Below are 13336 nucleotides of genomic sequence, written 5' to 3' on the forward strand. Positions count from 1 at the left end.
AAGACGCTACACGTCGAGATTGGCGACGTTGAGCGCATTCTCCTGGATGAACTCGCGGCGCGGCTCGACGACATCGCCCATCAGGCGGGTGAAGATTTCGTCGGTAACGTCGGCGTCCTCGACCTTGACCTGGAGCAGCGCGCGGTTCTCCGGGTCCAGCGTCGTCTCCCACAACTGCTCGGCGTTCATCTCGCCGAGGCCCTTGTAGCGGCTGATCGACAGGCCCTTGCGGCCGGCGGCGAGCACCGCATCGAGTAGTTGAGACGGACGGCTGATCGCGCCGTCGAACGTGACCGGAGCGCTTGGCGCCTGCGCGTCGTTGGCGGCCTCAGTCTCTTCCTCTGCAATCTCGGGTTCGGGTTCCGGCTCGGCGCCGGTGAGGGCGAAGCGGCTCGGCGTCAGGAACGCGGAGGCATGTTCCGCTGCCAGCTTGTGCAGCTTGCGGGCTTCGGCGCTGTCGAGGAACTTGGCCTCGATCTCGTGCGCATCAGTCACGCCCCTCCACGCGCGGGCGAAGGCGATCGAGCCGTCGTCGCGGCGCACGACGCTCCACACCGCCTCGGGATCGCCGCGCCCCAGTAGGCCGGCTGCCCGGTCGAGCGCGGCCATGCGACCCGCCGCGTCGAGCTTGGGATCGAACACGCCGGCGAGCGCCATCTGTTCGATGATAGCGGGATCGTATTTGCGCGGAACGAAGGCGAGCAGGCTGCGCAGTCGCAGCGCGTACTCCACCAGCGCGGCAAGATCGGCGCCAGAGCGGGCGCCTTCGGACGTCTCGAGCGTGCGCCCGGCTACTCCCGCCTCGACGAGGTAGCGATCGAGCGCAGGCTGATCCTTGAGGTAGACCTCGCTGCGGCCTTTGCTCACCTTGAACAGCGGCGGCTGGGCGATGAACAGGTGCCCCGCCTTGACGATGTCGGGCATCTGGCGGTGGAAGAACGTCAGCAGCAGCGTGCGGATGTGTGCGCCGTCGACGTCGGCGTCGGTCATGATGACGATCTTGTGGTAGCGCAGCTTTTCGAGGTTGAACTCGTCGCGCAGGCCCGTGCCCATCGCCTGGATCAGCGTGCCGACTTCCTTTGAGCTGATGATCCGGTCGAAGCGCGCGCGCTCGACGTTGAGGATCTTGCCCCGCAGCGGCAGGATCGCCTGGTACTTGCTGTCGCGGCCGGACTTGGCCGAGCCGCCGGCGCTGTCGCCCTCGACCAGAAACAGCTCGCACTTGGCGGGGTCGCGCTCGCGGCAGTCGCTGAGCTTGCCGGGCAGCGAAGCCACCGACATCGCGCCCTTGCGGCTCATCTCGCGCGCCCGGCGGGCGGCCTCGCGCGCGGCGGCGGCGTCGACGATCTTTTGGATGATCTGCTTGGCGTCGGCCGGGTTTTCCTCGAGCCACTCGCTCATCTTCTCGCCCATCAGCGCTTCGAGCGGCTGGCGGACTTCGGAAGAGACCAGCTTGTCCTTGGTCTGCGAGCCAAACTTGGGATCGGGCAGCTTGACCGAGACGATCGCGGTCAGCCCTTCGCGCATGTCCTCGCCGGTCAGGCTGACCTTTTCCTTCTTCATCAGCCCGGTGCGCTCTGCGTAGTTATTGATCGTCCGCGTAAGCGCGGCGCGGAACGCCGCGAGGTGGGTGCCGCCGTCACGCTGGGGGATGTTGTTGGTAAAGCACAGCACGTTCTCGTAATACGAATCGTTCCATTCGAGCGCGACGTCGATGCCGATGCCGTCCTTGTTCGCGCTGACCGAGATCGGCTCGGGCACCAGTGGCGCCTTGTTGCGGTCGAGGTACTTCACGAAGGCGGCGATCCCGCCTTCGTAGTAGAGGTCGTGCTCGAGCGGCTCCTCGTGCCGTAGGTCGCGCAGCTTGATGCGCACACCTGAATTGAGGAACGCGAGTTCGCGATAACGGTGCTCGAGCTTCTCGAAATCGTATTCGGTGACGTTCTTGAACGTGTCGGTCGAGGCCATGAAGGTCACGCGGGTGCCGTTACGCTCTCGCCCCGGACCCTTGACGATCAGCGGGCCCACCGCGTCGCCGTGCTCGAAGCGCATCCAGTGCTCCTTGCCGTCGCGCCAGATGGTCAGCTCGAGCCATTCGCTAAGCGCGTTGACGACGGACACGCCCACGCCGTGGAGACCGCCCGACACTTTGTAGGCGTTGTCGTCGCTGGTGTTCTCGAACTTACCGCCCGCGTGCAGCTGGGTCATGATAACCTCGGCCGCCGAGACCCCCTCTTCCTTGTGCATGTCGACCGGGATGCCGCGGCCGTTGTCTTCGACCGAGACCGATCCGTCGGGGTTCAGTTCGATCAACACCAGGTCGCAATGCCCGGCCAGCGCCTCGTCGATGGCGTTGTCGGAAACCTCGAACACCATGTGGTGCAGGCCCGATCCGTCGTCGGTGTCGCCGATGTACATGCCGGGGCGCTTGCGCACCGCGTCGAGGCCTTTCAGCACCTTGATGCTGTCGGCGCCGTACTCGTTCTGGTTGGGGGTATTTTCGGGGGTATCTTCCATGCCCATCATATAGGCATCGAAGGTCGATTTAGGAACCTTCCACAGCCCCTTCCATCCACAGCCGATTGGTGCTGAAACGCAACCAGACGAGGCTGGCAGACGAGGCTGGGAGATTCCGATGAAATTCGCGTTGCTTGCGGCGACCGCCGCTGTGCTGGTCGCCGCCCCTGCGGCGGCTCAGATGAAGATCGAGCCGATGGGCCCGCTGCGGGCCGACCAGCAGCGCTTTTTGGAGCTTTACAAAGAGCTGGTGGAGACCGACACTTCGCCGACCACCGGCAACTGCACCCAGGCGGCCGCGCAGATCGCTGCGCGGATGAAGGTTGCCGGCTTCACCGACGAGCAACTGGTCCAGTTCAGCGTGCCCGAGCATCCCAAGGATGGCGGCCTGGTGGCCATCCTTCCTGGCAGTTCCACGACGCTCAAGCCGATGCTGCTCCTCGCGCACATCGACGTGGTCACCGCCAAGCGCGCCGACTGGGAGCGCGATCCCTACAAGCTCGTCGAAGAGGATGGGTACTATTACGCCCGCGGCGTGGTCGACGACAAATTCCAGTCGGCTGTGTTCGCCGACTCGCTGATCCGTCTCAAGGAGAGCGGCAAGACCCCCAAACGGACGATCAAGCTGGCCCTGACGTGCGGCGAGGAAACCTCGGGCGCGTTCAACGGCGCAGAGTGGCTTGCCGCCAACCGCAAGGACCTGATCGAAGCGGAGTTCGCCTTGAACGAGGGCGGCGGCGGCCGCACCGACGGCAAGGGCACGCTCATGGTGCAGACCCTGCAGGTCGGCGAGAAGGTCTACCAGGACTACACGCTCGTCACCACCAACCCCGGCGGGCACAGCTCGCAGCCGGTGCCGCAGAACGCGATCTACGACATGGCCCGCGCGCTCGACCGGATCTCGGCACACAAATTTCCGATCGAGTTCAGCGACACCACCCGAGCGTTCTTCTCCAAAGCGGGCGCGATGCGGGCGGACGATATCGGAAGGGCAATGGTCGCGCTGGTCGCCAACCCGGCCGACACCGCGGCGCTTGCGGTGGTGGAACAGGACAAGGCGCTCAATTCGATGCTTCGGACGACTTGCGTGGCGACCTTGATCGACGGGGGGCATGCCCTCAATGGCCTGCCCCAAAGAGTAGAGGCGAACGTGAATTGCCGCATTTTCCCTGGACACACCCCGGCTGAGACCAAAGCCACGTTGACCAGGTTGATCGACAACGAACGGGTCTCCATCGCCTACCAGAAGGAGGGCAAGCCGCTCGCGACCCCGCCGCCGCTCGATCCCAAGATCGTCGGCCCGGTGGAGAAACTCGCGGCGAAGCACTTTCCGGGCGTTCCGGTGATCCCGGCGATGTCCACCGGGGCGACCGACGCGGTCTACACCGGCGGCGCGGGCATTCCGACCTATGGCGTGCCGAGCGCGTGGGGCAATCCCGACGGAAACGGCACGCACGGCCTGAATGAGCGGATCGAGGTGCGCGGCGTGTACACCGGCCGCGACTACCTGCACGATCTGGTGCAAACCCTGGCCAACCCATGACCGCCGAGGAAATTGCAGGCAGGCTGGCCGAGCCCTTTGGCTCTTTCCCTCAGGTGCTGGCCCAATGGGCATCGGCCCAGCCCCACGAAGCCGCGTTGCGCGACGATACGGGCGAGCTGACCTGGGGCGAGCTGGCGGAGCGGATCGAGCGAATTGCGGCGCGGTTGCAGGGGGATGGCCTCGAGCGCGGTCAGTCGGTCGCGATCCTGGGGACCTCGACAATCCCCTACGCCCTGGTGTTTCTCGCCGCCGTCCGCGCCGGCGGAGTGGCGGCTCCGCTGACGACCAGCGCGAGCGCCGACCAGCTCGCCGGCATGGCTGCGGATAGCGGCGCGAGGCACATCTTCATTGATCGGGCCAAGCTTACCGAATTGGGGGACGACTGCTTTCCCGGCCTGACGCGGATCGTGCTTGACGAAGAGCTTGATGGCTGGATGGCCGAGCCCGGCACGCGGGCTGCCCCGTTCGAACCGGCCGAGAGCGATCCGTTCAACATCATCTACTCGAGCGGCACGACTGGTATTCCCAAGGGCATCGTGCATTCGCACCTGATGCGCTGGCGCCAGTTCTCGCCCACCGCCGCCTCCCTGCTCGCGCCCGGGCTCCCCGTGACGAGCCTTGCCTCAACCCCGCTCTATTCCAACACCACCATGGTCGCGTTCCTCGCACCGTTGCTGGCGGGCGGAATGGTACGCGTAATGGGCAAGTTCGACACCAAGCGCTGGCTGGCCCATTGCCAGGCCGATCGCACCGCGGTGACGATGCTGGTCCCGGTCCAGTACCAGCGGCTGATGGACGAGCACTCGTTCGACGAATTCGACCTGTCCTCGCTCAAGCTGAAATACTGCACGTCCGCGCCGTTCTCGGCCGAGCTCAAGCGCGAGGTGTTGCGGCGGATGCCCGGCGGGCTGATCGAGATCTACTCGATGACCGAAGGGGGCGTGGTCTGCCTACTGCCGGCGCATGAGTTCCCCGACAAGCTGCACACAGTGGGCCGGCCCGCGCCGGGCAGCGAACTCAAGGTGCTCGACGACGAAGATCGCGAGGTGCCGCCGGGAACCCCGGGCAATCTCGTCGGACGCTCCGGCACGATGATGTCGGGCTACAAGAACCAGCCGGGCAAGACCCGCGAGGGGTATTGGACCGACCCCGCCACGGGCGAGACCTGGCAGCGGATGGGCGACATCGGCCGGATCGACGAGGACGGCTTCGTGGAACTCGTCGGGCGGGCGAAGGACATGATCATCTCGGGAGGATTCAACATCTTCCCGAGCGATCTCGAGGCCGTGCTCGAAGCCGATCCCCGCGTCGCCGAAGCGGCGGTGATCGGCATGCCGAGCCGGCGCTGGGGCGAAACTCCGGTGGGGTTCGTCAGGCTCCAGCCTGGCTTCACCGAGGCCCACCTCGCTTCGATCATGAGCGAGTGCAACGCCAAGCTGGGCAAGACTCAGCGCCTCGCCGCGCTTCATCCGATCGAGGAAATGCCCCGAAGCCACATAGGCAAGCTGCTCAAGACCGAGCTTCGTGCGCTTGCGGACACGCTGGATCCGGTCGCGTGACCGGACCCGGCAGTTAGCTGATCGCCGCAGTGAGCGTCAGGCCGCTGACGGCCGTAGCAACGAAGAAGGCGAACACGTGCGATAGGATGCGCATGACTTGGTTTTCCCTGTTGTTTGCCCAGCCGCAACCGACCGGGATACTTTGATGGCGGAGAAATAATATTCCACGTCGCTTTCCACAAATGCCAAGAACTACATCCATGTTGCGCTCCGCGCAACACGGGGTTCACTCGAATGCCATTGAGCAACCGCAGGGTTTCATGGCGGCTTGGAGGGCGAAAAAGACGGGGCGACGGCTGGGAGGGAGAGGGTTGCCGCCGCCCCGCTTTTACTTCGCGGCCGTCGCAAGGGACGGGGGCGAGGGCGCCTCGGGACCCGGGGGGACGTGGCCGGAGGCGCGATGACGGGGGCGCTTTTTTCTTGGGGAGAGCACCGCGCCGCTCGTCTCGGAGCGAGAAATATTATTGCGCCCCGCTTTCCACAAATGAGAAATTCGCGCGAGGTGTTGCGCCGGGCGCAACTATCGCCGCAACTGCCTATATCCGTTCAGGAAAAGGGCGACGGCGACCACCGCAAACGACGCCGCAACCACCAGTGGCATGGCGGGAAAGTGCACCGCCGCGCTCGGCCCGGCGAACTGCCCGAACACCGCCGCATAGAGAGGCGGTCCGACGATCTGCGCGATCGAGCCGATCGCCTGCGTGGCGCCCTGCAATTCGCCTTGGCTCGAGGCGTCGACCGCGCGGCTGTTGAGCGCGTTCAGCGATGGATAGATCAGACCCTGCAAGCCGTTGACCATGATCGCGGCGTAGATCAGCGGCTCGGCGCTTACGAACGAGAACAGCGCGGTCGCGGTCAGTAAGCCGGCTAGGCCCACCAGTACCGCGCCGACCTCGCCGATACGCGGCACCAGCTTGCCCAGCAGCACTCCCTGGACCAGCGCACTGCCCAGACCGACCGCCGCCAGCGAAAGCCCGATCTGCCCCGGGCTCCAGCCGTAGGCCTCGATCGCGAAATAACTCCAGATCGACGGATAAACGATGTGCGCCAGCATCCAGATGCCGATCGCCGCGACGAACCACAGCACCGTCGTGTTCTGCTTGGAAAGCACCCGCAGGGCGGAAAAGGCATTGGCCCGGGCCGGTTCGAACGGCCGACGGCTCTCGGCAGGCAGACTTTCCTTCAGCACGAAGAACCCGAACAGCACGTTCGCGAAGGCGAGCCCCGCGGCAGCGAAGAACGGCAGCCGCGGGCTAATCTCGCCAAGTAGCCCGCCGAGCGCCGGCCCGATGATGAACCCGAAGCCGAACGCCATGCCCATCAGACCGAAGCTCGCCGCGCGCTTCTCCGGATCGGTGACGTCGGCGAGGTAGGCGTAGGCGGCGCTGTAGCTCGCCCCGGTGATCCCGGCGATCATCCGGCCGGCGATCAACCAGCCGAGGGTCGGCGCCAGGCCTTGCAGGAGGTAGTCGAGACCGAAGGCCGCGAGGCACGCGAGCAGCACCGGTCGCCGCCCGAACCGGTCCGACAGGTTGCCGATGATCGGCGCGAACACGAACTGCATTGCGGCGTAACCGGCCGCGAGCCAGCCGGCCCACACCGCCGCGGCATCGACCGGCATGTGCCCGAGCTCCATGATCAGTTGAGGCAGGACGGGCATGACGATGCCGAAGCCGATCATGTCGATCAGCACGACCGCGAACAGGAACCAGACTATCCTGCGCTGCTTCAATGCGCCCCCTCCCTGCAGGCCAAGTAGTATACCGCCCCGGCAGCATCGGCAAATCGGGGTCGCTGGACCTGCGCTGCGCGCTGCATTAACGGCCCACGATGGACGACAGCGCACTTCCCGATTCCATCCTCATCGTCGATTTCGGCAGCCAGGTGACCCAGCTCATCGCCCGCCGGGTGCGCGAGGCGGGGGTCTATTCGGAGATCGCCCCCTTCACCCAGGTCGAGGCGGCGTTTGCGCGGCTGAAGCCCAAGGGCATCATCCTGTCCGGCTCGCCGGCAGGGGTTCCCGAGGAGGGCAGCCCCCGCGCGCCCCAGGCGCTGTTCGACAGCGGGCTGCCGATACTCGGCATATGCTACGGCCAGCAGGTGATGAGCCACCAGCTCGGCGGTCGGGTCGAGGCGGGCAACCAGGGCGAATGGGAGGGCGAGTTCGGCCGCGCATTCCTTACCGTCACCAAGAGCTGCGCGCTGTTCGACGGATTGTGGGAAGTCGGCGAGCGGCATCAGGTCTGGATGAGCCACGGCGACAAGGTCACCGAGTTCGCTCCCGGGTTCGAGATCGTCGCCACCAGCGACGGGGCGCCTTTCGCGGTCATCGCCGACGAAGCGCGGCAGTTCTACGGCACCCAGTTCCACCCCGAGGTGGCGCACACCCCCGACGGCGGCAAGCTGATCGCCAACTTCGTCCACCGCGTCTGCGGGCTGGCCGGGGACTGGACGATGGCCGCCTACCGCGAGACCAAGATCCGCGAGATCCGCGAGCAGGTCGGCAAGGGCCGGGTGATCTGCGGCCTATCGGGCGGCGTCGATAGCTCGGTCGCGGCGATTCTCATCCACGAAGCGATCGGTGAGCAGCTCACCTGCGTGTTCGTCGACCACGGGCTGCTGCGATTGAACGAACGCGAGCAGGTCGAGCGCATGTTTCGCGATCATTATAACATTCCACTCGTCGTTGTAGACGCGGAGAAGCGCTTCATTGACGGCCTCGCGGGGCTCACCGATCCCGAGGCCAAGCGCAAATTCATCGGCTCGGAGTTCATCACCGTGTTCGAGGAAGAGGCCCGCAATATCGGCGGCGCCGATTTCCTTGCCCAGGGCACTCTCTATCCCGACGTCATCGAAAGCGTCAGCTTCACCGGCGGCCCCTCGGTTACGATCAAGAGCCACCACAACGTCGGCGGCCTGCCCGCGCGGATGAACATGGCGCTCGTCGAACCCTTGCGCGAACTGTTCAAGGACGAAGTGCGCGAGCTCGGCCGCGAGCTGGGACTGCCCGACGTGTTCGTCGGCCGTCACCCCTTCCCTGGCCCCGGCCTCGCGATCCGCATCCCGGGCGAAGTCACCAAGGAGCGCTGCGACATCCTCCGCAAGGCCGACGCAGTCTACCTCGAGGAAATCCGCGCGGCGGGGCTCTACGATGCGATCTGGCAGGCTTTCGCGGTGCTGTTGCCGGTGCGCACGGTGGGCGTCATGGGCGACTACCGGACCTACGATTACGTGCTTGCGCTTCGTGCGGTCACCAGCGTGGATGGTATGACCGCCGACATCTACCCGTTTGACGCGTCCTTCCTTAGCCGCGTCGCGACGCGGATCGTCAACGAGGTGAAGGGCGTCAACCGGGTTGTCTACGACTACACGAGCAAGCCCCCGGGCACGATCGAGTGGGAGTAAAGACAAGGGGCGGAGAGGATACTACCGATGATCCGCTCTTCCTTGTCTTCGGCCTGGGATCGGGCTGACTCAATTACTGTCGCAGCGATCGCCGAGTCGCACGCACAGGCCGAGCACGCGATCGTGGTCGGGCTCGCCGGCGCGCAAGGCTCGGGCAAGTCGACGATGGCGCCCCGGCTGCGCGAAGGGTTGGCTCGGCAAGGAATCAACAGCGTAGTTCTCGCGCTGGACGACTTCTACCTGACCAAAGCGGAGCGGCTGGTCCTTGCTCAAGCCGTGCATCCACTGCTCCGCACCCGCGGTGTTCCGGGCACGCACGACCTGGCGCTGCTGCAGACGGCGCTCGACGGTTTGCTCGGCGGCATACGTGAAGTGTCGGTCCCCCGGTTCGACAAGGCTGCCGACGATCGGGACACGCAGCCGGCCCTGCTCCGCGTCGATACTCCCCTCGACGTCATCATCCTCGAAGGTTGGTGCATCGGCGCTCGGGCGCAGCCCGAACAAGACTTGGCCGCCCCGATTAACGCGCTTGAGCGCAGTGAAGACGCTGACGCAAGCTGGCGCCGCTGGGTGAACGCGCAATTGGCGGACGGCTATGCCCGGCTGTTCGATCGTCTGGCGCTACGCATTTACCTCCGCGCCCCCGACTTCTCGGTCGTCGAGCGATGGCGGGCCGAGCAGGAAGCGGAGTTTCCCGTGCCCGGGATGACTCGCGGTGAGCTCACCCGTTTCGTGGCGCACTACGAGCGCATTACCCGCGCGATGCTGGCCGACCCGCCCGCCAACGTCGTGATCCGGCTCGACGATGCTCGACTGCCACAGCTCTAGGGGCGAAACTCGACTCCCGTCATCCTCTCGGATTCGATCCATAGTCGCTCGGCCAGGGCCTCGTCGCGGACATGCGCTTGAACGCCGCTCGTCCGGTCTTCGCGCGTCGCCGGCGAAGCCACCTCGCAGTTCTCGCAGTAGACCCCGCCCTTTCCCTCGAGGAGCGGCGAAGTGGCAGCCCAGACGGTGGTCGAGGCGCCTTGCTCTTCGGTCTTGAAACGCTCGTTGACATTACCCTCGGCATCCACCCAGCCCATCGCGATCTGTTCCTCGTTGGTGAGGTGCCGCTGAAGCGGAGTCATGATGCCGCCCGGGTGGACCGCGAACGCGCGCACGCCGTGCGGCGCGCCCACCTTGTCGAGCTGCAACGCGAACAGCGCGTTGGCGCTCTTGGCTTGACCGTAGGCGAGCCACTTGTCGTAGTCGCGCCGCTCGAAATGCGGATCGTCGAGGTCGAGGCCGTTCAATCGGTGGCCGATCGATGACAGCACCACCACACGCGCACCTCCGTGCGCCTCGAGCAAGGGCCATAGCCGCGCGGTCAGCTGGAAATGCCCGAGGTGATTGGTAGCAAACTGCCCCTCGTAACCGCGCGCATCGCGGATGAGCGGGCTCGCCATGACCGCGGCATTGGCGATCAGGAGGTCGATCGAATCCCATCGCGCGGCGACCGCCTTGGCGAACATATCGATCGATGCCGGATCCGATAGATCGAGCGGCAGCACCCCGACCGAGCCCTGTACCTGCTCCAGCACCTTCTCGGCCTGCTCGACCCGGCGGGCACCGACCACAACGTCGGCCCCGGCACCCGCCAGCGCGCGGACCGTCTCTGTGCCGATACCCGAATAACCGCCGGTCACCACCACACGCCGGCCGGCAAGATCGATGCCTTCGAGCACCTCGCGTGCGGTGGAGCGGTAGCCGAAGGGCGAGCCCACGGGTTGCTGCTGGGTTGCCATGTGCAGGTCTCCTGAATCCTGAGGTCCGGAACGGACCACTCTTATCGAATGTTATCATTTGGCGAGCCCGTATTTATGGCCCGCCTACACCACAATGGAGAGGTCGTATGTACAATGCACGCTGCGCCATGATGGCGGCCGCCGCCGCGGCTGCCCTCGCCGGCTGCGCCACGCTTGAGGAAGAAGCGGTCGACGCCACTTCAGACACTTACACCGCCACGCTGACCGGCGCCAACGAGGTTGGCGGCGGCGATCCCGACGGCTTCGGCCGCGCCGAGATATCGGTCACCGACGGGTTCGGGCAGGTCTGCTGGGAGATCAAGGATGTCGCGGGCATCGATCCGCCGACGGCCGCGCACATCCACTTCGGCCGCGCGGGGGTCAATGGCCCGCCGGTGTTCACGCTCGAACGCTCGAACGAAGGTCGCTGGCAGGGTTGCAAGGACGCCCGCGAATGGACCCAGAACCGCCTCCAGGGCAATCCCTCGGACTTCTACGTGAACGTCCACAACGCGGCGTATCCGAACGGCGCGATCCGCGGACAGCTGGTCGATTGAGCCCAAAAAGCAGGGCCGGCGCGCATCGCTGCACGCCGGCCCCGCTTCAGGTTGGCAGCCTACTCAGTCTACTCGGGTATAAGGCACGAAGTCGCCCAGGAACACGTTGCCGGAATACATCCGCGAACCGGTATCGAGCGTGGTGACGATGTCCTGCCGGCAGAGTTGAGTGCCGTGCATCCGCACCACCATCGCGTCGCGGTCGTCGAGGTCTTCGGCATTGTGCGGGACGTTGACCCAGATTGTCCGCCCACTTCCGTAAACGACCGCGGTCTTGTCGATCACGCGCTGGCTCTGATTTACCCGGGTGTTGATGCAGTTCTTGGGCTTGCCGGCCACACGTCCCTTCAGCAGCTTGGCTAGCTCCTGCTCGCCGGTGAGGCGTTCGCGTGCGACCGTCGGCGCGGCGGTCACGGTCATCGCGGCGAGGGCGGCCAGCGCTAGTGCAGGCTTGAACATGGACGGTCTCCTCTTTTTCTTCACGGGATTTGGGCGTTCCCTACCATGATGCAAGTGAATGGACGCTGACTTGCGTCAGGCCGTCCCTCCCACGGTCAGTCCTTCAATGAGCAGGGTCGGCTGGCCGACGCCGGCCGGCACCGACTGGCCCCCCTTGCCGCATACGCCGACGCCCTCGTCGAGAGCCATGTCGTCGCCAATCCCCGTTACTCGGGTGAGCACGCTCGGCCCGTTGCCGATGAGCGTCGCCCCCTTGATCGGCGTGCCGAGCCTGCCGTTCTCGACGAGGTAGGCTTCGGTGCACGAGAAGGTGAAATTGCCGCTGACGATGTCGACCTGACCGCCGCCGAAGCTCTTGGCGAAGATGCCCTTCTTGACGCGGCCGAGCAGTTCCGCGGGATTGTCGTTGCCGCCGCGCATGAAGGTATTGGTCATCCGCGGCATCGGCGCGTGGGCATAGCCCTGGCGGCGACCGTTCCCCGTAGGGGCCACGCCCATCAGTCTGGCGTTCATGCGGTCCTGCATATAGCCCTTCAGGATGCCGTCTTCGATCAGTACGTTCTCCTGCGTCGGGGTGCCTTCGTCATCGATCGACAGCGAGCCCCGGCGATTCATGATGCTACCGTCGTCGACCACGGTGACTCCGGGCGCTGCGACGCGGGTGCCGATGCGCCCGGAAAACGCGCTCGTGCCCTTGCGGTTGAAGTCCCCCTCGAGCCCATGGCCGACCGCCTCGTGCAGCAACACACCGGGCCAGCCAGGCCCCAGGAGCACGGTCATCTCGCCGGCGGGAGCAGCGACGGATTCGAGGTTGGTCAGCGCCTGGTCGACCGCCACATCGATCGCCCGGCGCCAAGTCTCAGAGTCGAACAGGTCGTTGTATAGATAGCGCCCGCCGATGCCGAAGCTGCCAGTCTCGCGGCGCCCGTTATGTTCCGCGACTACCGACACGTTGAGCCGCACCAGTGGCCGGATGTCCCGCGCGACGAAACCGTCGGGGCGGACAATCTCGATGGCGCTCCAACTGCCCGACAAAGACGCGGTCGCCTGCACAATCCGCGGATCCCGTGCGCGAGCGGCGGCATCGATCTCCTCCAGCAGGCGAATCTTCTTCTCGAGCGGCACGCCGTCGAGCGGGTTGGCATCGGTGTAAAGATGGCGGTTCGATCGTGGGGGAGGCGCTGCGAGCGCGTTCCTCGCCGGATCGAGTAGTCGCAGCGTCTCGCCGGCCCGTCGGATCGCCGACGCGCTGATTTCGCTGGCGTGCGCGAAGCCCGTCATCTCCCCGGAAACGCCGCGAAGGCCGAACCCCGCATCACGGGAATAGTCGCATGTCTTCAACCGGCCGTCGTCGAACACGAAGCTCTCGCTGGCAACAAACTGGAGATAAAGCTCGCCGTCCTCGCAGTTGCGCAGCGTCTCGGCCGCAAGGACTTTGGCCTCCTCGGGATCGAGCAGGCCGGCGGCGTAGAGGAGGGCATGGGGATCAGCGGTCATGCCGCCGATATG

10 protein-coding genes are annotated in these 13336 nt (G+C 65.7%); 5 read left to right on the top strand and 5 right to left on the bottom strand.

All coding sequences use genetic code 11. The features are described 5' to 3' along the window. Window positions 1-6 precede the first annotated feature (6 nt). Complete coding sequence (gene gyrB, locus ACWPM1_RS00275) at window positions 7-2517, bottom strand: DNA topoisomerase (ATP-hydrolyzing) subunit B (RefSeq protein ID WP_455692851.1); 2511 nt, start codon at window positions 2515-2517, stop codon at window positions 7-9. 118 nt (window positions 2518-2635) lie between these two features. On the opposite strand from gyrB, the gene ACWPM1_RS00280 reads away from it, so the two are divergent. Continuing rightward, window positions 2636-4060 carry a M20/M25/M40 family metallo-hydrolase gene (locus ACWPM1_RS00280; protein WP_455692852.1) on the top strand — a complete coding sequence of 475 codons (1425 nt, stop codon included), beginning with the start codon at window positions 2636-2638 and terminating at the stop codon, window positions 4058-4060. After that, complete coding sequence (locus tag ACWPM1_RS00285) at window positions 4057-5619, top strand: class I adenylate-forming enzyme family protein (RefSeq protein ID WP_455692853.1); 1563 nt, start codon at window positions 4057-4059, stop codon at window positions 5617-5619. The genes ACWPM1_RS00280 and ACWPM1_RS00285 overlap by 4 nt, the downstream gene beginning before the upstream one ends. A 520-nt stretch (window positions 5620-6139) precedes the next feature. On the opposite strand, the gene ACWPM1_RS00290 is transcribed toward ACWPM1_RS00285, so the two are convergent. After that, window positions 6140-7351 carry a TCR/Tet family MFS transporter gene (locus tag ACWPM1_RS00290; RefSeq protein ID WP_455692854.1) on the bottom strand — a complete coding sequence of 404 codons (1212 nt, stop codon included), beginning with the start codon at window positions 7349-7351 and terminating at the stop codon, window positions 6140-6142. A gap of 98 nt (window positions 7352-7449) precedes the next feature. Here ACWPM1_RS00290 and guaA point away from each other — a divergent pair, with 98 nt between their 5' ends. After that, entirely contained in the window at window positions 7450-9024 is a 1575-nt protein-coding gene (guaA, locus tag ACWPM1_RS00295) for a glutamine-hydrolyzing GMP synthase (protein ID WP_455692855.1), read from the top strand. A gap of 27 nt (window positions 9025-9051) precedes the next feature. Continuing rightward, on the top strand, window positions 9052-9852 hold the full coding sequence (locus tag ACWPM1_RS00300) for a kinase (RefSeq protein WP_455692856.1): 801 nt from the start codon (window positions 9052-9054) through the stop codon (window positions 9850-9852). Here ACWPM1_RS00300 and ACWPM1_RS00305 read toward each other — a convergent pair. Beyond that, window positions 9849-10811, bottom strand: a complete 963-nt coding sequence (locus tag ACWPM1_RS00305) for an oxidoreductase (protein ID WP_455692857.1) — start codon at window positions 10809-10811, stop codon at window positions 9849-9851. The two genes, ACWPM1_RS00300 and ACWPM1_RS00305, sit on opposite strands and share 4 nt — an antisense overlap. Before the next feature lie 107 nt (window positions 10812-10918). On the opposite strand from ACWPM1_RS00305, the gene ACWPM1_RS00310 reads away from it, so the two are divergent. Continuing rightward, the gene (locus tag ACWPM1_RS00310; RefSeq protein ID WP_455692858.1) at window positions 10919-11368 is read left to right on the top strand and encodes a CHRD domain-containing protein; all 450 of its coding nucleotides are present in this window, start codon (window positions 10919-10921) and stop codon (window positions 11366-11368) included. Between the two features lie 63 nt (window positions 11369-11431). On the opposite strand, the gene ACWPM1_RS00315 is transcribed toward ACWPM1_RS00310, so the two are convergent. Both ACWPM1_RS00315 and tldD read right to left on the bottom strand, forming a co-directional pair. Further along, window positions 11432-11827 (bottom strand): hypothetical protein, encoded by a 396-nt coding sequence (locus ACWPM1_RS00315; protein ID WP_455692859.1) that lies wholly within the window; start codon window positions 11825-11827, stop codon window positions 11432-11434. Between the two features lie 75 nt (window positions 11828-11902). Beyond that, complete coding sequence (gene tldD / locus ACWPM1_RS00320) at window positions 11903-13324, bottom strand: metalloprotease TldD (protein ID WP_455692860.1); 1422 nt, start codon at window positions 13322-13324, stop codon at window positions 11903-11905. Window positions 13325-13336: the final 12 nt, after the last annotated feature.

It is taken from the genome of Tsuneonella sp. HG249, assembly GCF_053819205.1.

Coding starts and splice junctions, on each gene's coding strand:
- gyrB (WP_455692851.1), bottom strand. CDS start 2,517: ATGGAAGATACCCCCGAAAATACCCCCAACCAGAACGAGTACGGCGCC.
- ACWPM1_RS00280 (WP_455692852.1), top strand. CDS start 2,636: ATGAAATTCGCGTTGCTTGCGGCGACCGCCGCTGTGCTGGTCGCCGCC.
- ACWPM1_RS00285 (WP_455692853.1), top strand. CDS start 4,057: ATGACCGCCGAGGAAATTGCAGGCAGGCTGGCCGAGCCCTTTGGCTCT.
- guaA (WP_455692855.1), top strand. CDS start 7,450: ATGGACGACAGCGCACTTCCCGATTCCATCCTCATCGTCGATTTCGGC.
- ACWPM1_RS00300 (WP_455692856.1), top strand. CDS start 9,052: ATGATCCGCTCTTCCTTGTCTTCGGCCTGGGATCGGGCTGACTCAATT.
- ACWPM1_RS00305 (WP_455692857.1), bottom strand. CDS start 10,811: ATGGCAACCCAGCAGCAACCCGTGGGCTCGCCCTTCGGCTACCGCTCC.
- ACWPM1_RS00310 (WP_455692858.1), top strand. CDS start 10,919: ATGTACAATGCACGCTGCGCCATGATGGCGGCCGCCGCCGCGGCTGCC.
- ACWPM1_RS00315 (WP_455692859.1), bottom strand. CDS start 11,827: ATGTTCAAGCCTGCACTAGCGCTGGCCGCCCTCGCCGCGATGACCGTG.
- tldD (WP_455692860.1), bottom strand. CDS start 13,324: ATGACCGCTGATCCCCATGCCCTCCTCTACGCCGCCGGCCTGCTCGAT.